Raw genomic sequence first — 16,593 nt, forward strand, 5'->3', positions numbered from 1 at the left:
CAGTCCGTCTTATGAACGACAGTACCGGACCGCAGTCCGCTTCACAACGGGGTCTGCCGGTCGTCGGCGAACCACGCCCGGAACGCGCCGACGCCCGGCGTAACCGGCTGCGGGTGCTGGAGGCGGCTGACCGGCTGTTCACCGAGCACGGTGTGAAGAACGTGTCGCTGGACTCGATCGCCGCGGCGGCGGGCGTGGGCAAAGGCACGGTGTTCCGCCGCTTCGGCGACCGGGCCGGCCTCGCGGTCGCCCTGCTCGACGAGCGCGAACAGGAATTGCAGGCGAAGATCCTGAGCGGCCCTCCGCCGCTCGGCCCGGGCGCCCCGCCGGTCATCCGGGTGATGGCTTTTCTGGATGCCTACTTGGACCTACTCGATCGGCATGTCGAGCTGTTCATGGACAGTGAGAACGCCTCCGACGGCGCCCGCTACCGCATCGGGTCGTACCACCTCTGGCACCGGCACTTAGCGATGCTGATCGAGAGCGCCAACTCGGATCTCGATGCCGACTACACCGCCCACATCCTGCTGGCACCCCTGGCCGCCGACCTGCACCACGCGCTCCGCACCCAAGGCTTCGACCTCGCCCGGATGAAGTCCGGCCTGCAGGCAGTCGTCACCAACCTGCTGGGACGCTAGTTCGGCTTCTCCTCGTGGGCGGCCTGGGCCTTGGCGAGGCGTTCGCGGGCGCCATCCAGCCAGCGCTGGCAGGTGGCGGCCAGTTCCTCGCCGCGCTCCCACAGCGCGAGGGACTCCTCGAGGCTGGTGCCGCCGGCCTCGAGTTTGCGGACCACCTCGACGAGCTCCTCGCGGGCCTGCTCGTAGGAAATCTCCGGTCGGTCGCCGCTCACGTGTTCTCCTCGGACTTGACTTCGACCGCGAAACGGCCGTCACTGACCCGCGCCTGCAGCAGGTCGCCGGGCGCCACCTGCGCCACTTCCCGTACGGCGGTCCCGTCGGCCAGCTGGAGCACGGAGTACCCCCGCTCCAGCGTCGCCTTCGGGGACAGCGCCCGTACGCTCGCCAACCGGTGCGTGATGTCGTCACTCGCGCGGTCCAGGCGATGCGTCAGCGTCCGCCGACTCCGCTCGATCAGGGCCGCGACCTCCTCGGACCGCCGCTGCAGACCGGTCACCGGAGCGGCGAGTGCGGGCCGGCTCCGGATCGCGGCCAGCGCGTGCATCTCCCGATCCAGCCACGAGGTGATCGCCCGCTGCCCGCGCTCCCGCAGCAGACGGACCCCGTCGAGCTCCTCGCGCACATCCGGCACGATCCGCTTCGCCGCATCCGTCGGCGTCGACGCGCGCAGGTCCGCGACCAGGTCGAGCAGGGGCGAATCCGGCTCGTGCCCGATCGCGCTCACGATCGGCGTCTTCGCCTGCGAGACCGCCCGGATCAGCCCTTCGTCGGAGAACGGCAGCAGATCCTCGAGTGAGCCGCCGCCGCGCGCGATCACGATCACCTCGACCGTGTCGTCCCCGTCGAGCTTCCGCAGCGCCGTCATCACCTCACCGGCCGCCGAAGGCCCCTGCACCGACGCATACTCGACCCGGAACGCGACCGCCGGCCACCGCCGCTTCGCGTTCTCCAGTACGTCGCGTTCGGCCGCGGAATCGCGTCCGCAGATCAGCCCGATCGTGTGCGGCAGGAACGGCAGCTTCTGCTTGCGGTACGACGCGAACAGTCCCTCGGCCGCGAGTAGTTGCTTCAGCCGCTCGATCCGGGCCAGCAGCTCACCGATGCCGACATGCCGGATCTCGCTCACCGCGAGGGCGAGCGTGCCGCGCCGGGCGAAGAAGTTCGGTTTCGCGTTCACGACGACCCGGGATCCGTCGGTCACCGGCGGATCCACCGCCTCGAACACGCGCCGGTTGCAGGTGAACCGCAACGAGATGTCCGCGTCCGTGTCCCGCAGCGTCCCGAACACCGTCGTCGTACCGCGCCCGATCGAGACGTCCGTCAGCTGGCCCTCGACCCACACGGCGCCGAGCTGGTTGATCCAGCTGGCGATCCCGTTCGCAATCGTGCGAACGGCCGCAGGCGCATCCGGTGAGGTCTCCAAAGCCACCCCCAGACCCTACGACCCGCCACCGACAAACCCATAACGTTGAGTGATGCGACCGCTCCTCCTCCTCGACTTCGACGGCCCGCTGAACCCGCACCGCGCCACGGAGATCCCGCCTGGATACGAGCCGCACCGCATCACCGAGCGCGACAAGACGTGGCACGTCCTCCTCAACCAGCAGCACGGCGTCGAGCTGACCGCGCTCGCCGCGACCTTCGACCTGGTGTGGGCCACCAGCTGGGAGCACGGTGCCAACCGCCTCCTCTCACCGCTCCTGGGGCTGCCGAGCGACCTCCCGGTGATCGTCTGGCCGTCAAGGGAGCCAGTACGACGTGGCTCGTGGAAGACGCCGTACGTCGCGAGCTGGGTGAGGGACCGTCCGTTCGTCTGGGTCGACGACGAAGTGGGTGAGCCTGAGCGGGTCTTCTTCGCCGGCGAGCATCAGTTGGTGCATCAGGTCGACGCGCAAACCGGGCTCACGGCAACCGACTTCGGGCTGATCCGGGCCTGGGCGGACGGAAAACCCTTTGCCGGTAAGGCTTTCCGGCCGCAGAATTGACGTACTGGTAACACCTCCCACGGGGGAGCCGTCCGGACAGGGCGGACGGCTCCTCGACGCCTTCCCGTGATGCTGCTCACAGATCCGGTCGACGCGGGCGTCCTCAGCCACGGCCCGTACCATGGGGATCGTGACTGCCCAGCCCGAAGACACCGGTACGACGACCGCCGTGAAGACCAAGCGGGTGCTGCTCGCCGCGCCACGGGGATACTGCGCCGGCGTGGACCGGGCGGTCGTGGCGGTCGAGAAGGCGCTCGACCTCTACGGGCCGCCGGTCTACGTGCGCAAGGAGATCGTGCACAACAAGCACGTCGTGCAGACCCTGCAGTCGCGCGGCGCGATCTTCGTCGACGAGACCGACGAGGTGCCCGAGGGGCAGACGGTGATCTTCTCCGCGCACGGCGTCGCCCCGGTGGTCCACCAGGAGGCCGCCGCGCGGCAGCTGAAGACGATCGACGCGACCTGCCCGCTGGTCACCAAGGTGCACCACGAGGCGAAGCGGTTCGCCGCCACCGACTACGACATCCTGCTGATCGGTCACGAGGGCCACGAGGAGGTCATCGGGACCAGCGGCGAGGCGCCGGAGCACATCCACCTCGTGGACGGACCGCGCGACGTACCGAACGTGGTGGTTCGCGACCCGGAGAAGGTCGTCTGGCTGTCGCAGACCACGCTGTCGGTCGACGAGACGATGGAGACGGTACGGCGGTTGCGCGAGCGGTTCCCGAAGTTGCAGGACCCGCCGAGTGACGACATCTGCTACGCGACCCAGAACCGCCAGGCCGCGGTCAAGAAGCTGGCCCCCGAGGCGGACCTGATGATCGTGGTCGGCTCCCGCAACTCCTCGAACTCGGTGCGCCTGGTCGAGGTCGCCGTCGAGCACGGCGCGAAGGCCGGCTACCTGGTCGACTACGCGGCCGAGATCGACGAGTCCTGGCTGAGCGGCGTCGACTCCGTCGGCGTCACCAGCGGTGCGAGCGTGCCGGAGATCCTGGTCCGCGACGTGCTCGACTGGCTGGCCGAGCGCGGGTACGCCGACGTCCAGGAGGTCACCACGGCCGAGGAGAGCCTGACGTTCGCCCTGCCTCGGGAGCTCCGCAGCGACCTCAAGGCCGCCGGCCTCCCCACCACCGGCACCTCAGATCACGCCTGGACTATTTGACCGTCACCGCGGATGTGTTTGTGGTGGAGGCGTCGTACTGCACCTGGGCCTCGGTGATGGCGGGCAGGTGCTCCTCGGCCCAGTCGCTGACGGCCGTGATCGGCTTGATCAGGGACTCGCCCACTGGGGTCAGGGCGTAGACGACGCGCGGCGGCACCTCGGCGAAGACCTCCCGGGTGACCAGGCCGTCGCGCTCCAGCCGGCGGAGCGTCTGGGTCAGCACCTTGGGCGCTACCCGGCCGATCCCGTCGCGGAGCTCGGTGAACCGCAACGGGCCGTTCCGCAGCAGCAGGACGGCGAGGACGGTCCACTTGTCGCCGATCCGGTCGAGGATGACGCGGGTCGGGCAGTTCGGGTCGAAGACGTTGCCTCGCTCATTGGTTACCACAAGGTACTTATAGCACGTTGAAGTAGCCAGTTACCAATGGATACCGTTGGCCGCGATGTCAGCCAATCGAGAGGAATGGTCATGAGGATCGCGGTCTACGGAGCGAGTGGCATGGTCGGCAGCCGGATCGCCGCTGAGGCGGTCAGTCGCGGCCACGAGGTCGCCGGTATCACCCGTTCCGGCGGTGAATTGCCGGCCGGCGTCCGGGCAGCGCGGGGGAGTGCCAACGACGTCGCGTCGGTGAAGGAGGCCGCGGCGGACGCGGATGTACTGGTCGCCGCGATCGGCCCGAGCCGGACCGGCGGTGACCACCAGGACTACCTCGACGCGATCGACAACCTGGTCGCGGCGGTGCGCGGTACGGCGACCCGGGTGCTCGTGGTCGGCGGCGCCGGCAGCTTGGTTGTCAACGGCAACCGAGTCGTCGACGGACCGGAGTTCCCGACCGAGTACAAGGCGGAGTCGCTGACCGTCTCGCAGGCATTGGAGAACCTCCGGGCCGCCGACGCCGATTGGAGCATGCTGTCCCCGGCGTTCGTCATCGCGCCGGGCGAGCGCACCGGCACCTTCCGCCTCGGCCTCGACGAGCCCGTCGGCGACCACATCTCCGCCGAGGACTTCGCCGTCGCCCTGGTCGACGAGATCGAGCAGCCGGCACACCAGCGCCGCCGCTTCACCCTCGGCTACTAAGTGTCCGGTGAGTGAGCTACATCACTCACCGGACACGAGCGGCTTGCCGAGATACCCGCGGGCGATCATCGTCACCCATTGGTAGACGGCGTCCTCCGCGGGTGCGAGCGGGCCGGGGCGGAAGTGCGGTGACTCCGCGCCACGCTGGACGGACTCGCACGCGGCCCAGTCCTCCCAGTTCGTCACGTCCCAGAAGTCGACGGCGTACGACGGATCCGTCACATCGGCGGGGAAGTACCACGAGCACTCGATCGCGGTCAGTCCCGGCGCGCGTGGCTCGAGGCGATGCGTCATCACGTAGTCCGGGTGCAGCGAGAGCAGCAGGTTGGGGAAGAGTCCGAGGTAGTTCACCCGGCGTGGATCGACGCCTGGCAACGGGATCCCGCCCGACCGCCCGTCGAGCGACATCGTCTCGGCCTCCGGGCGCAGGTCCATCAGTCCGCCGACCCACGCGCCGGGGAGGTTCCAGTTGTCGCCCGAGTTCGGCGGTGACACCTTGCACAGCTCGGGGTGGATCGACGGGCAGTGGTAGCACTCTTGGTAGTTCTCGACGATCGTCTTCCAGTTCGACGCCACGTCGTACGCGTGCCGCGCCTTCAGGACCAGGGTTTCCGGCGCGTACGGCGCGACCAGGTCGGTGAGCCCACCCACGTGCTCCTCGAACGACGACGCCGTACCGGTCGCGTTCACGAACAGCCAGCCGTGCCACACCTCCGAGGGCAACTCGACCAGGTTGTACGGCGTGGGGTCGAAGCTGTCGCCCATCCGGGGTGCCGCCTTCACCGCGCCGTCGAGTTCGTAGGACCACCCGTGATACGGGCAGACCACGGCCCGCCGATCGCTGGTCTCGTCCCGTTGGAGCAGCTCGTGTCCGCGATGCCGGCAGGTGTTGGCGAATGCGCGTGGTCGATCGCCGAACGTCAGTACCACCGCGATGTCGCCGATGGTCGTCGCGCGATGCGTCGTCCCGGCGGCCAACTCGTCGGCCCGGCCGAGGCAGGTCCAGGTTCCGGCGAAGAACTGCCGTCGCTCCCACGCGAATACGGCGGGATCGGTGTACGCCTCACGCGGCAGCATGACCGACTCACCATGCGGCCGCAGCGAGGCCTCAAGTGCACGAGCATCAACGGGAGCGTTCGCCATCTGCCCACTATCGGCTGTGTACGGCGTGCCCCGCTACTGCAACGAGGAGACGTACTGGCCCAGGACGTAGTCCCAGCCGGTGTCGTAGCCGGCCCGCGCGCGGGCCGCGTCCGGTCGGCGCTCCCACCCGGAGTGCACCAGTTCGACCTCGGTTCCGGCGTCCGTCGGGGTGAAGGAGACGGTCACCTGTCCCGCCTGCTGTGGATCACTGCCCGGGTGCCAGGTGAAGCTCACCGTCTTCGGCGGATCCCAGTCCGACACCGTGCCCCACGTGGCGATTTCGCCGTCATCGCCGTACTCGACGATCCGCCCGCCCACGGCACCCTCGAGCCGCACCGCGCGGGCTTGGACCTCGCCCACCGAGTGTGAAGGCAGCGGCCACCAGGCTGACATCTCGGCGGTGAACACCTCGAACGCCCGATCCACAGCCACCGGCACGACAATCTTCTTCACCAGCGGCGCAATCCCTTGCTCCACAGTCATCCCCGCTCCTCCTCGGTCCGTTCGATGTGGTCGGCGTACGCCTGCAGTGCGTCACCCCAGAACTGGTCCAGCCAGTCCCGCAGTTCGTCGAGCCCGGCGCGATGAATCCGGTAGATGTTCCGCGTCCCACGTGATTCGTGGCGCACCAGTCCGACCGCCCCCAGCACTTTCAGGTGCTGCGAGATCGCCGGCCGGCTGACGGGCACCTGCTCGGCCAGCACAGTGACCGAGCAGGGCCCGCCCCGCCGCAAAGTCTCCAGAATCACCCGCCGCGTCGGATCGCCCAGCGCATCCAGCACCGGGCCCGCGGTCTCCAGTGATTCGTTAGTCCCCACGAACGGTAAGTTGCCACTAACCAAGGCTGGAGTCAAGCCTCAGTTGAACGGATCGAGGATGAGGCCGGCCTGCTGGGGGTTGCCGTCGTGGATCAGGGCCTCGTGGTTGCCGACGTCGTCGAACGCGAAGCCGTACGCCTTCCCGTCCGCCATCTGCGCGTGGATCGCGCGGGAGTAGTGGTTGGTGACCGCGTCCTGGTAGAAGCCGCCGTCGTCGGGGTCGGGCTGGTTGGTGTTGGTCAGCAGCGTCGAGCGGTTGAAGCCCGCGCACAGCGTGCGGGAGATGGGGCCGCGGACCTGGTCGTTCGGCGCGTCCAGCAGGCCGGCGCAGCCGAAGATGCTGGCCGAGTTCGGCTTCTGGAACGACGTGATGGTGGCACCCGAGGTGTTGGTGACGTTCATGACGTTGCCGGAGACGCGACCGAAGTACTTGATGTCCGGCTGGTCACCGAACGGCGTGACAGTGAGCGTCTCGGAGCTGTACTTCGCCCAGACCCGGTTCACGTAGTCGTCCAGCACGTTCGACGGGAGCGCGCCGGTCTCGACGCCGTACAGCGGGGAGAGTGCCCGCAGCACCGAACCGTCGGGTGCTGTCTGGATCAGGTTCGACCACCCGCCGGACTGGCCGCGGATAGCGTCGTACAGGGCGTTGTAGCCGCCGGCCTTCAGGTGGCCCGTGGTCTTGGTGCTGCCGTCGGCCGCCTTCACGGCAACGGCGTACGGCGCGGAGACCATGTCGACCTGGGTGCTGTTGATCCAGATCCCGGAGTCGTTCAGCGTGTACTCCGACCAGTGGAACAGGATGTTCCGGTTCGGATCGCTCGGATTCTGTACGGCGGGCTGCACCAGGCCGCCCGTGGTCAGCTTGAAGACCAGCTTCTGCCCGTACGAGAAGTACACCCGGCCGGAGAACTTCGGCATCTGGATGGTGATCGACTGGCCGTTGGCCGGGCCGGCGATCGAGGCGTCCGGTGCCGGGGTGGGCGGGTTGCCGCCGGCCGGCCAGGCGTGGAAGTTGCCGGCGGCATCTGCCCAGCCCTGCTGGCCGGTGGCCAGGTTCGTACCCAGGTTGTAGATGTAGACCGCGTCGCCGCGGCCGGAGTTGTTGGTGATCTGCAATGGAATGGTGGCCGGGACCGCTTGGGCCGGCCCTCCGACGGTTGCGGTCAGCACGCCGGCCACGCTCGCCGCGGCCGCGACGAGTGCCAGCACTCGACTTCTGATGCGCACAGTTCCTCCTCTGGTCAGTCCCTACGAGAAGGCGATGCGCCGGCCGGCCCCACCCACAGCACCACTGGGCAGCAGCGGCACCCGAACCGGCGCTCAGGTCGGAACGACGAGGGACGGTGAACCGCCGAACGACCGAGAGAGCGCTCTCATCGTTCCCCAACCCCGCCCCCCACTGTCAACACCCCACCCCTGTCGGGTTTCCGACAGCGGGTCCTCCGGAAACTGTCGGTGGGGTTCGGCACTATCTGTGACATGACGGGTACGACGGTGTTGCTGGTCCTGCTGTTCCTCGCGGTGGGGTTGCTGCTCGGGGCCGTGTTCGGCGTGCTCTGGGTGCGCGGGCGCGACGGCGCTCAGCTCGCGCGAGTGACCGCCGAACGGGACGCGGCGGAGGATCGCGTCGTCGAGCTCACGCAGGAGCGGACGGCGGTCGGGCAGCAGATGGGCGGTCAGGCTGTCGTGAAGGAGGCGCTGGATCGCCTGCACGCACAGCTGAATCAGCTCGAGCAGGGGCGTGCGGCGTGGCAGAGCCAGCTTCATCAACAGGTCAACGAGGTGCGGATGAGCGGCGAGGCGCTGCGGCGCGAGACGGCGTCGTTGTCGACCGCGCTGCGAAAACCGCAGGTTCGTGGCCGGTGGGGTGAGCTGCACCTGCGCCGTACCGTCGAGCTCGCCGGGATGGTCGCCCATTGCGACTTCACCGAGCAGGCGACGACGTTCGGCGAGGACGGCGTGCTGCGGCCGGACCTGGTCGTGAGGCTTGCCGAGGGCAAGAATCTCGTCGTCGACTCGAAGGTGCCGCTCGCGGCATTCCTGGAGGCGGCCGAGTCGGACGACGCCGGGTTCCGCGAGGAGCGGTTGCTCGCCCACGCGAGACATCTGCGCACGCACGTCGATCAGCTGGCGGCGAAGGCGTACTGGACCCGGCTGTCACCGTCACCGGAGTTCGTCATCCTGTTCGTGCCGGGTGAGTCGTTCCTGTCCGCGGCGCTCGACGTCGAGCCGTCCCTGCTCGAGTACGCCGCCGAGCGCCGGGTCATCCTGGCGACGCCGACGACCCTGATCGCGACACTGCGGGCGGCGGCGTACGCGTGGAACCAGTCGGCGCTGACCGAGTCCGCGCAACAGGTCTTCGAGCTCGGCCGCGAGCTGTACGACCGCCTGAGCGTCATGGGCGAGCACCTCGGGCGGGTCGGTCGCTCGCTGACCACCGCGGTCGAGGCCTACAACGGCACCGTCGGCTCCTTCGAGCGCCGGGTCTTCATCACCGCTCGCAAGCTCCGCGACCTTCACGTCACCGAGGCCGAGCTCACCGCGATGGAGTCGATCGAAGCCTCGGTCCGCCCACTGACCGCTCCGGAGTTCCTGGCCGTCGAGGACACTCAGGACACCAGACGATGGCCGCCGTCCCAGACCGGCTAGCAGTCCATGGCGGGGAAGGAGTAGCCCTGGGTCTTGAGGATCGGCAGGACCTGGTCGAGGGCCGCGACCGTCTGGGCGCGGTTCCCGCCGCCGTCGTGCATCAGGATGATGTTGTGGTTGTGCGCGTGGGTGAGGATGTTGTGCACGATCGCCGGGGTGCCGGGGCGGGCCCAGTCGCGTGGGTCGACGTCCCACAGGACCTGGACCATGCCGGCGGCCCTGATCTCGGCGCGGACCTTCGGGTTCGAGGCGCCGTACGGCGGCCGGAAGCAGGTCGACCTCGGACCGTCGAAGATCTCGTGGTGCCGCCTGGCGGGCGAGATCGCGGTCAGTTGAGGGTGCGTGATCGAGTGGCTGCCGATGGTGTTGCCGGCGGCAAGTACCTGCTCGCGCAGACCCGGGTGGGCCACCTGCATGGAGCCGAGCTCGAAGAACGTCGCGTGCGCGCCATGCTTCGCCAGTACCTGCAGGACCTTCGGCGTCCAGTACGGGTCCGGGCCGTCGTCGAAGCTCAGGAACAGCACCTTTTTGTTGCCTGCAGCAAGTGCTGCGGTCGGGTTCGGCGCCGGGCGGTGCGGCGTCGACGGCGGGGCGTTGACGATGGGCGTCTGTGTCGGTGACGGCGTTGTGGGCGGGGTGGTCGACGAGGTCTGTGTGGTCGCGGCGGCCGGTTTCGGTGGCCGCGAATGTCCGAGCGCCAGGACCAGCAACGATCCGACGACGACGGCCAAAGCCACCCCGGTCGCGACGAAAGCTGCGAACTTTCGGGACATGACGCTCCTTGCAGATCAGGCGGATGTTCCCCAGTCGCTCCCGCTCAGGAGCCTCACATGGAGAAAGACGCCCTACCTTCTGCTCTGGTTGGCGTCCCCGTGTTGCGGTGAGATCTCGACTGTCGCGGGCGCGCCACGGTGGTACAGCCGGCCCTCCAGCGACTTGACGCTGGCGACGAGGACGAAGCTCATGCTGACGAGCAACGACCATGCGCCGAACTTCTGCGGGTGGACCAGATGCCACACGTCGACCTGGTCGGGGTAGTTCCACGCGTCCAGGAACGTGCCGAAGTTCTCCGCGATCCACAGGAAGAAACCGATCAGCGCGAACGACACCGCGAGCGGCATCCGATAGCGCCGTACTCCGACGGTGTAGAAGACCCAGGTACGGCGGAGCACGACGAGCAGTCCGAGGGCGATCGGGATGCGCAGGTCGGGAATCCAATGGTGGGTGAAGAAGTTCGCGTAGATCAGCGCCGCGAGGATCGTGGTCTGGATCGGCCGGTAGCCGCTCACCCGCAGGTCGAACCGCCGCCATGCCTGACAGAGGTAGCTGCCGACCGCGGCGTACATGAACCCCGCGAACAGCGGCACCCCGGCAATCTTGGTGACCGCGTCGCCCGGGTACTGCCAGGACCCGATCTGCACCTTGAACAGCTCCAGCCCGAGCCCGATCAGGTGGAACCCGAAGATCACCGCGACCTCGCGCCACGTCTCGAGCCGGACCACCCAGAACAGCAGCGTCAGGCCGAGGCAGTAGACGAGCAGAGCGTCGTACCGGGCGATCGGGAGGTCGACGTACTTCGAGATCGCCAGGCCTGCGAACAGGAAGGCCGGGAAGAGGCACGAGACCACCTCGAGCCATCCGAACCGCAGGAATTGCAGGCAACTGAACACGAAGCGTGAGGCGGATCTGGTGCGCAGCGTCCAAGTGGTCACAGACTGGAGACGTTGCTTGCCCCGAGCTGGTTGGGACGGATAGATGGATCGGCAAGCGATGGGGAGGTGCCGATGGATCCGAAGGTGGTCTACGAGACGAACCGGCTCGTCGTGCGTGACTGGGTGGACACGGACGAGGACCGGGTGTTCGACATCTACCGGCGCTGGGAGGTGTCGCGCTGGCTCGGGGCCGAGCCGCGGGTGATGACGGATCGCGGCGCGGCCGCCAAGCTGATCGAACGCTGGAACGAGCGCAACCAGGACCCGACGTACGGCGTCTGGGCCGTGGCGGAGCGGACGACGGGGATCGTGGCGGGGACGGTGTTGCTCGTCCCGCTGCCCGAGCCGTCCGATGGGACCGCGAGCAAGGGCGAGATCGAGGTCGGGTGGCACCTCCATCCGGACGCGTGGGGTCGCGGGCTGGCGACCGAGGCGGCGCGGGGTGCGATCGGGCACGGGTTCAAGGCCGGGCTGAGCGCGATCTACGCCGTGGTCCGTCCCGGCAACGCCGCATCACTCGCGGTCTGCCACCGCCTGGGCATGCGGTCCATCGGCCGCGTGAGTCGCTGGTACGGCGCCGAACTGGAGGGCTTCCTTATCTGAATTGGGGTGCGACGGGGTTCCCCGCGTACTCTTGACGCCCGTGGCACTCACCATCGGAATCGTCGGGCTCCCCAACGCGGGCAAGTCCACCCTGTTCAACGCACTCACCAAGAACGACGTGCTCGCCGCGAACTACCCGTTCGCGACCATCGAGCCGAACGTCGGGGTGGTCGGCGTACCGGACGCGCGGCTGGGCAAGCTGGCCGCGCTGTACGACTCCGCGAAGGTGATCCCGGCCACCGTGCAGTTCGTCGACATCGCCGGCATCGTCCGCGGCGCCTCGGAGGGTGAGGGGCTCGGCAACAAGTTCCTCAGCCACATCCGCGAGTCGGACGCGATCTGCCAGGTCACCCGGGTGTTCCGCGACGACGACGTCACCCACGTCGACGGCAAGGTCTCGCCGGCCGACGACATCTCCACCATCCAGACCGAGCTGATCCTGGCCGACCTGCAGACCGTCGAGAAGGCGATCCCGCGGCTGGAGAAGGAAGCGCGGCTGAAGAAGGAGAGCGCGGTGGTGCTCGAGGCGGTCCGGGCCGCGCAGAAGCACCTCGAGGCGGGTACGCCGATCATCGCGACCGACGTGGACCGGGACGCGATCCGCGAGCTCATGCTGATGACGGCCAAGCCGTACCTGTTCGTCTTCAACTGCGACGCCGACGAACTGTCCGACGAGCCGCTGAAGCAGCAGATGCGTGACCTGGTCGCGCCGGCCGAGGCGATCTTCCTGGACGCGAAGTTCGAGGCCGAGCTGGTCGAGCTCGGCGACGAGGACGAGGCGCGCGAGATGCTCACCGAGATGGGTATCGACGAGCCCGGCCTGGACGTACTGGCCCGGGTCGGCTTCGACACCCTCGGCCTGCAGACGTACCTCACCGCCGGCCCGAAGGAATCCCGCGCCTGGACCATCAAGCGCGGCGCCACCGCCCCCGAGGCCGCCGGCGTCATCCACACCGACTTCCAGCGCGGCTTCATCAAGGCCGAAATCGTCTCCTACACCGACCTGATGGAAGCCGGCACCATGACCGCCGCCCGCTCCGCCGGCAAAGTCCGCATGGAAGGCAAGGACTACGTGATGCAGGACGGCGACGTGGTCGAATTCCGCTTCAACGTCTAGAAGCCCTGCAGGGGACTGCGACGTAGTGGAGTTCCGGTTCAGCGTGTAGTTGCTTCGAAGATGGTCCAGGCGGCGTCTCGGACCAGGTCTGTTAGTTCGGGTGGGGCGATGACTTCTGCGTTGCCTGCCTGGGCGAGTACGGCGGCGCAGGCTTCGTGGGGGTTTTCGAGGTCGGTGTGGATGATCCACCAGCCGTCGGATTCCGGGTGCATGGGGATGGTGGGGCGGAAGCGGCGGATGGCGTGGTCGCGGACGCGGAGGACGATGGGGTACGACGGGCGGCTCGCGCGGAACTCGCGTTGGGAGGCGGCCCAGTAGGTGGCGAGGTCGAAGGCGGGCGGTCTGGTGAAGGGCTCGTTGGTGAGAGTTGCTGAGGTCAGGCGGCCCAGGCGGTAGGTGCGGAGCTGGTTGTCGGGGCGGGCGGCGACCAGGTACCAGGTGCGGGCTTTGGCTACCAGGCCGAGGGGCGCGACCGTGAAGGCGTCGGTCCGGTCGGCGTAGGTGATGGAGATTCGGCGTTCCTCCCAGACTGCTTGCCGGCACAGGTCGAGCCAGCGGGGTGCCTCGCGGCGGTCGTCCCAGCCGGCGTGGTCGATCAAGAGTCGTTGGCGTGCGTACTCGGCCTCTCGTCGGGTGCCCTCGGGAAGCGAGGCGATCAGCTTCGCCACGGCCTGATCGCTCGACGCATCGAGCCCTAGATCGGCCAGCACGTGAGCGGTCGCTCCGACGAAGACCGACATCACCTCGGACGGCGTCAGCCCGGTGAGGCGGCTGCGGTAATCGGGGAGGAGAGCCCAGCCGCCGCCGCGCCCGCGGATCGAGTAGACCGGGACGCCGGCCAGGCTGAGTGCGTCGAGGTCGCGCTGGACGGTTCGCGGCGAAACCTCCAGGGAGTGCGCGAGCTGGTCGACCGTCGACTGACCGCGGGTCTGCAGGTGCAGCAGCAGTCGGAGGAGCCGTTCGGCGCGCATGGTTCGACTATGGCAGGAAAACAAGCCACCAGCTGGCGTCTTTTCTTCCTACGGTCGGCGCATGACTGTTGTCGAGGTCGACGAATTGACCATGTCCTATCGCGCCCCGGTCCGCAAAGGCGGTCTGCGGGCGGCGCTCGGTTCCCTCGTCCGGCGTGAGTACCGAGAGGTGCAGGCACTCGATCAGGTGACGTTCGCGATCGAGCCCGGTGAGGTCGTCGGCTTCATCGGCCCGAACGGTGCCGGCAAGACGACCACGATGAAGATCCTGTCCGGGATCCTGCACCCGACCGGCGGCCGGGTTCGCGTCCTGGAGTCCGTCCCGTGGCAGCGTCGGGCCGGCTTCCTCAAACGGATCGCGTTCGTCCGCGGCAGTCAGCCGGTCGGCGGTTCCCAGGAACTGACCGTGATGGACTCACTGGAGTACCAGCGCTTGTTGTACGACGTACCGCACCCGGACTTCCGCCGTACGCTCGCCGAACTGGAAGCCCTCCTGAAGTTGGGTCCGCTGCTCGAGCGGCAACTGCGGGCGCTGAGCCTCGGCGAGCGGATGCGCATCGGGTTGGCGATGGCGCTGATCTATCGCCCGGAGGTGCTGTTCCTGGACGAACCGACCATCGGGCTCGATGTCACCGCGGGCAGTCAGATCCGTGAGTTCGTCGCCGACTACGTGCGGCAGACCGGCGCCACGGTGTTGCTGACGAGCCACTACATGGCCGACGTCGCGTCATTGTGCCCGCGGCTGATCCTGATCGACAAAGGCTGCGTCGAGTACGACGGACCGCTCGCGGAACTGTCCGCACGATTGTCGCCGTACAAGCTGATCCGGATCGCGGCGCGTGGTGACAGCGGCTCCCTCGAGGAGTACGGCGAGGTGGTCGAGTCGGCCGAGGGACAGTGGGTGCTCCGGGTCCGGCGGGACGAGGTCGCGCAGACGACCGGGCGACTGCTGCAGGCACTCGAGGTCGTCGATCTGTCGGTGGAGGAGCCGCCGCTGGAGAAGGTCATCGACCGGGCGTACCGGGAGGGCCTGCGATGAGGACCGCACAGTTGCTCGGGTTTCGCATCCGTCAACAGGTGCTGGAGTGGTCGGGCGCCTGGTGGTTCCTGCTGACGCTCGTCGTCCAGGCGGTCGTCGCGCCGCTGATCGGGTTGTTCATCTGGTCGGCGGTGTACCCGGACGATCCCGCGATCGCTCGCTACTACGTGGCCGTCATGCTCGTGACGTTGATGACCGAGTCGTTCGAGCAGCACACGTTCTCCGGAAAGATCTACGACGGCACGCTCAGCCACGAACTCCTGCGACCGCAGCCGGTGGTGATCGGCGTACTCGGTGAGAATCTCGCCGTCCGCGGCTGGCTGACCCTCCTCGGCGCACCCATCGTGCTGTTGACCGGGATCTCGCTGCGAGTCGGCTTCGACTGGCGATCGGTGGTGCTCAGCCTCCCATGCGTCGCCCTCGCCGCGGTGCTCGTCTTCTTGTGGACATTCCTCTTGTCCATGGCCGCGTTCTGGACCGATCGCGTGCATGCGGTCGTGGGCTTCGGCAGTCAGTTGATCTTCCTGTTCGGTGGTACGGCGGCGCCGATCAACGTGCTGCCGGACCTCTGGCGCCGGATCGCGGAACTGTCGCCGTTCTACGGCATGAACGGACTGCCGGCCGAGATCGCGTCCAGTACGCCGTACGCCGGATCGCTGGCCTCGGCACTCGGATATCAGCTCGTCTGGGTGGTGATGTTCGTGGTCATCGTCGGTGCTGTCTGGCGAGCCGGCGTACGGCGCTATACGGCGGTGGGATCGTGAAGCTGCTTCGCCTGCTGGGTGCGGGCTTCTCGATGTCACTGCGGCGGAGTGTCGCCTTCCGGATCAATCTGGTCTTCGATGTGTTGCTGGCGTTCACCGGCCTCGGTACGGCGGTGGCCGCCGTACTGATCGTGTTCACCCGGGCCGACACGTTGGCGGGGTGGTCGAAAGGCGAGTTCCTGGTGCTGATCGGTACGTATCAGCTGATCACCGGGATGCGCGGGACCTTCATCGATCCGAATCTCTCGTGGTTCCCGGAGAACGGGATCCGCAACGGCAAGCTCGACGGGTATTTGTTGCAGCCGGCATCGAGTTTGTTCCTGGCGAGTCTGTCGCTGTCGTCACCGCTGGCGCTGATCGAGTGCGCGCTGGGACTCGGGGTGCTCGGGTGGGGGATCGGGGCGGTCGATGCGTTGCCCAGTCTGGGTGGGGTGGTGAGTTGGGCGGTGCTGGTCGTGGCTGCGTTGGTGGTGACATGGGCGCTGAGCGTGTTGCTGGCCTGCCTGGCGTTCTGGGCACCGAAGTTGCAGCTCGATGTGTTCTATCACTCGGCTTGGCAGCTCGGGCGGTATCCGACGGACGTGTTCGCCCGGCCGATCCAGGTGCTGCTGACGTACGTGTTCCCGATGGCGCTGATCGCGTCGGTCCCGACGGTCGCCCTCCTGCGCGGCCCGCAGGTTGGTGTGCTGGCCGCCGGGGTAGCAGCGGCCGCAGGTGCCGCGGCACTGGCAACACTGGCCTGGCGAGCCGGCCTACGCCGCTACACCGGCGCCACGTCGTAGGGCTGTGCAGCTCGACAGGAGGTGTGTGGCCCGCAGCCGTCCCCACGCCGCACGCCAGGCGGGCGGGGGCGTGTGCTTAGACGGATACGTCCTGTCGAGCTGCACAGCCTGCGCCGGAATGCGGTCGCC

Annotated in this window: 20 protein-coding genes; 10 read left to right on the forward strand and 10 right to left on the reverse strand. The window is 68.1% G+C overall.

Annotation, left to right across the window (positions count from 1 at the left end):
• The first annotated feature begins 11 nt into the window (after positions 1–11).
• Positions 12–638 carry a TetR/AcrR family transcriptional regulator gene (locus tag ACZ3HV_RS13400; protein ID WP_465684009.1) on the forward strand — a complete coding sequence of 209 codons (627 nt, stop codon included), beginning with the start codon at positions 12–14 and terminating at the stop codon, positions 636–638.
• Here ACZ3HV_RS13400 and ACZ3HV_RS13405 read toward each other — a convergent pair.
• Entirely contained in the window at positions 635–850 is a 216-nt protein-coding gene (locus ACZ3HV_RS13405) for an exodeoxyribonuclease VII small subunit (RefSeq protein ID WP_132208222.1), read from the reverse strand. The two genes, ACZ3HV_RS13400 and ACZ3HV_RS13405, sit on opposite strands and share 4 nt — an antisense overlap.
• The gene (xseA, locus tag ACZ3HV_RS13410; protein ID WP_465684011.1) at positions 847–2,067 is read right to left on the reverse strand and encodes an exodeoxyribonuclease VII large subunit; all 1,221 of its coding nucleotides are present in this window, start codon (positions 2,065–2,067) and stop codon (positions 847–849) included. The genes ACZ3HV_RS13405 and xseA overlap by 4 nt, the downstream gene beginning before the upstream one ends.
• Positions 2,068–2,113: 46 nt before the next feature.
• Here xseA and ACZ3HV_RS13415 point away from each other — a divergent pair, with 46 nt between their 5' ends.
• A complete protein-coding gene (locus ACZ3HV_RS13415; RefSeq protein ID WP_465684013.1) occupies positions 2,114–2,623 on the forward strand; it encodes an HAD domain-containing protein in 510 nt (169 codons plus the stop codon).
• Positions 2,624–2,744: 121 nt separating this feature from the next.
• Complete coding sequence (locus ACZ3HV_RS13420; protein ID WP_465684015.1) at positions 2,745–3,785, forward strand: 4-hydroxy-3-methylbut-2-enyl diphosphate reductase; 1,041 nt, start codon at positions 2,745–2,747, stop codon at positions 3,783–3,785.
• Here ACZ3HV_RS13420 and ACZ3HV_RS13425 read toward each other — a convergent pair.
• Entirely contained in the window at positions 3,778–4,173 is a 396-nt protein-coding gene (locus ACZ3HV_RS13425; RefSeq protein WP_465684017.1) for a winged helix-turn-helix transcriptional regulator, read from the reverse strand. The genes ACZ3HV_RS13420 and ACZ3HV_RS13425 overlap by 8 nt on opposite strands.
• An 81-nt stretch (positions 4,174–4,254) precedes the next feature.
• Between ACZ3HV_RS13425 and ACZ3HV_RS13430 the strand changes: the two genes are divergently transcribed.
• Positions 4,255–4,863 (forward strand): NAD(P)-dependent oxidoreductase, encoded by a 609-nt coding sequence (locus ACZ3HV_RS13430; protein ID WP_465684019.1) that lies wholly within the window; start codon positions 4,255–4,257, stop codon positions 4,861–4,863.
• Between the two features lie 21 nt (positions 4,864–4,884).
• Here the strand turns inward: ACZ3HV_RS13430 and ACZ3HV_RS13435 are convergent, their stop codons facing one another.
• The 4 genes from ACZ3HV_RS13435 to ACZ3HV_RS13450 are packed head-to-tail and all read right to left on the reverse strand — an operon-like array spanning position 4,885 to position 8,054.
• A complete protein-coding gene (locus ACZ3HV_RS13435; protein WP_465684021.1) occupies positions 4,885–6,006 on the reverse strand; it encodes an aromatic ring-hydroxylating oxygenase subunit alpha in 1,122 nt (373 codons plus the stop codon).
• Between the two features lie 33 nt (positions 6,007–6,039).
• The gene (locus ACZ3HV_RS13440; protein WP_465684023.1) at positions 6,040–6,489 is read right to left on the reverse strand and encodes an SRPBCC domain-containing protein; all 450 of its coding nucleotides are present in this window, start codon (positions 6,487–6,489) and stop codon (positions 6,040–6,042) included.
• Positions 6,486–6,824, reverse strand: coding sequence for an ArsR/SmtB family transcription factor (locus ACZ3HV_RS13445; protein ID WP_465684025.1), 339 nt, complete (start codon positions 6,822–6,824; stop codon positions 6,486–6,488). Before ACZ3HV_RS13445 ends, ACZ3HV_RS13440 begins: the two co-directional genes overlap by 4 nt.
• Before the next feature lie 39 nt (positions 6,825–6,863).
• Positions 6,864–8,054 carry a glycoside hydrolase family 64 protein gene (locus ACZ3HV_RS13450; RefSeq protein WP_465684027.1) on the reverse strand — a complete coding sequence of 397 codons (1,191 nt, stop codon included), beginning with the start codon at positions 8,052–8,054 and terminating at the stop codon, positions 6,864–6,866.
• Positions 8,055–8,306: 252 nt separating this feature from the next.
• On the opposite strand from ACZ3HV_RS13450, the gene ACZ3HV_RS13455 reads away from it, so the two are divergent.
• Positions 8,307–9,476, forward strand: coding sequence for a DNA recombination protein RmuC (locus tag ACZ3HV_RS13455; RefSeq protein WP_360362784.1), 1,170 nt, complete (start codon positions 8,307–8,309; stop codon positions 9,474–9,476).
• Here the strand turns inward: ACZ3HV_RS13455 and ACZ3HV_RS13460 are convergent.
• On the reverse strand, positions 9,473–10,249 hold the full coding sequence (locus ACZ3HV_RS13460) for a polysaccharide deacetylase family protein (protein WP_465684029.1): 777 nt from the start codon (positions 10,247–10,249) through the stop codon (positions 9,473–9,475). The two genes, ACZ3HV_RS13455 and ACZ3HV_RS13460, sit on opposite strands and share 4 nt — an antisense overlap.
• A gap of 72 nt (positions 10,250–10,321) precedes the next feature.
• Entirely contained in the window at positions 10,322–11,188 is an 867-nt protein-coding gene (locus ACZ3HV_RS13465; RefSeq protein ID WP_465684031.1) for a DUF817 domain-containing protein, read from the reverse strand.
• A gap of 72 nt (positions 11,189–11,260) precedes the next feature.
• Between ACZ3HV_RS13465 and ACZ3HV_RS13470 the strand changes: the two genes are divergently transcribed.
• Together ACZ3HV_RS13470 and ychF are read left to right on the forward strand one after the other, a co-directional pair.
• Complete coding sequence (locus tag ACZ3HV_RS13470; protein ID WP_465684033.1) at positions 11,261–11,791, forward strand: GNAT family N-acetyltransferase; 531 nt, start codon at positions 11,261–11,263, stop codon at positions 11,789–11,791.
• Between the two features lie 40 nt (positions 11,792–11,831).
• Positions 11,832–12,908, forward strand: coding sequence for a redox-regulated ATPase YchF (gene ychF, locus ACZ3HV_RS13475; protein WP_360362791.1), 1,077 nt, complete (start codon positions 11,832–11,834; stop codon positions 12,906–12,908).
• A 38-nt stretch (positions 12,909–12,946) separates the two neighbouring features.
• Here ychF and ACZ3HV_RS13480 read toward each other — a convergent pair whose 3' ends face one another.
• Positions 12,947–13,879, reverse strand: a complete 933-nt coding sequence (locus tag ACZ3HV_RS13480; protein WP_465684035.1) for a helix-turn-helix transcriptional regulator — start codon at positions 13,877–13,879, stop codon at positions 12,947–12,949.
• A gap of 61 nt (positions 13,880–13,940) precedes the next feature.
• Between ACZ3HV_RS13480 and ACZ3HV_RS13485 the strand changes: the two genes are divergently transcribed.
• The 3 genes from ACZ3HV_RS13485 to ACZ3HV_RS13495 are packed head-to-tail and all read left to right on the forward strand — an operon-like array spanning position 13,941 to position 16,464.
• Complete coding sequence (locus ACZ3HV_RS13485; RefSeq protein WP_465684037.1) at positions 13,941–14,918, forward strand: ABC transporter ATP-binding protein; 978 nt, start codon at positions 13,941–13,943, stop codon at positions 14,916–14,918.
• Complete coding sequence (locus ACZ3HV_RS13490; RefSeq protein WP_465684039.1) at positions 14,915–15,682, forward strand: ABC-2 family transporter protein; 768 nt, start codon at positions 14,915–14,917, stop codon at positions 15,680–15,682. Before ACZ3HV_RS13485 ends, ACZ3HV_RS13490 begins: the two co-directional genes overlap by 4 nt.
• Positions 15,679–16,464 (forward strand): ABC-2 family transporter protein, encoded by a 786-nt coding sequence (locus ACZ3HV_RS13495; RefSeq protein WP_465684041.1) that lies wholly within the window; start codon positions 15,679–15,681, stop codon positions 16,462–16,464. The genes ACZ3HV_RS13490 and ACZ3HV_RS13495 overlap by 4 nt, the downstream gene beginning before the upstream one ends.
• Positions 16,465–16,593: the final 129 nt, after the last annotated feature.

It is taken from the genome of Kribbella sp. NPDC020701 (assembly GCF_055562215.1).

What these genes read in the sequence shown, in the direction of transcription:
- ACZ3HV_RS13490 (WP_465684039.1), top strand. Translation starts at nt 14,915, where the DNA reads ATGAGGACCGCACAGTTGCTCGGGTTTCGCATCCGTCAACAGGTGCTG.
- ACZ3HV_RS13470 (WP_465684033.1), top strand. Translation starts at nt 11,261, where the DNA reads ATGGATCCGAAGGTGGTCTACGAGACGAACCGGCTCGTCGTGCGTGAC.
- ACZ3HV_RS13455 (WP_360362784.1), top strand. Translation starts at nt 8,307, where the DNA reads ATGACGGGTACGACGGTGTTGCTGGTCCTGCTGTTCCTCGCGGTGGGG.
- ACZ3HV_RS13460 (WP_465684029.1), bottom strand. Translation starts at nt 10,249, where the DNA reads ATGTCCCGAAAGTTCGCAGCTTTCGTCGCGACCGGGGTGGCTTTGGCC.
- ACZ3HV_RS13485 (WP_465684037.1), top strand. Translation starts at nt 13,941, where the DNA reads ATGACTGTTGTCGAGGTCGACGAATTGACCATGTCCTATCGCGCCCCG.
- ACZ3HV_RS13480 (WP_465684035.1), bottom strand. Translation starts at nt 13,879, where the DNA reads ATGCGCGCCGAACGGCTCCTCCGACTGCTGCTGCACCTGCAGACCCGC.
- ACZ3HV_RS13440 (WP_465684023.1), bottom strand. Translation starts at nt 6,489, where the DNA reads ATGACTGTGGAGCAAGGGATTGCGCCGCTGGTGAAGAAGATTGTCGTG.
- ACZ3HV_RS13420 (WP_465684015.1), top strand. Translation starts at nt 2,745, where the DNA reads ATGGGGATCGTGACTGCCCAGCCCGAAGACACCGGTACGACGACCGCC.
- ACZ3HV_RS13400 (WP_465684009.1), top strand. Translation starts at nt 12, where the DNA reads ATGAACGACAGTACCGGACCGCAGTCCGCTTCACAACGGGGTCTGCCG.
- ACZ3HV_RS13430 (WP_465684019.1), top strand. Translation starts at nt 4,255, where the DNA reads ATGAGGATCGCGGTCTACGGAGCGAGTGGCATGGTCGGCAGCCGGATC.
- ACZ3HV_RS13435 (WP_465684021.1), bottom strand. Translation starts at nt 6,006, where the DNA reads ATGGCGAACGCTCCCGTTGATGCTCGTGCACTTGAGGCCTCGCTGCGG.
- ACZ3HV_RS13415 (WP_465684013.1), top strand. Translation starts at nt 2,114, where the DNA reads ATGCGACCGCTCCTCCTCCTCGACTTCGACGGCCCGCTGAACCCGCAC.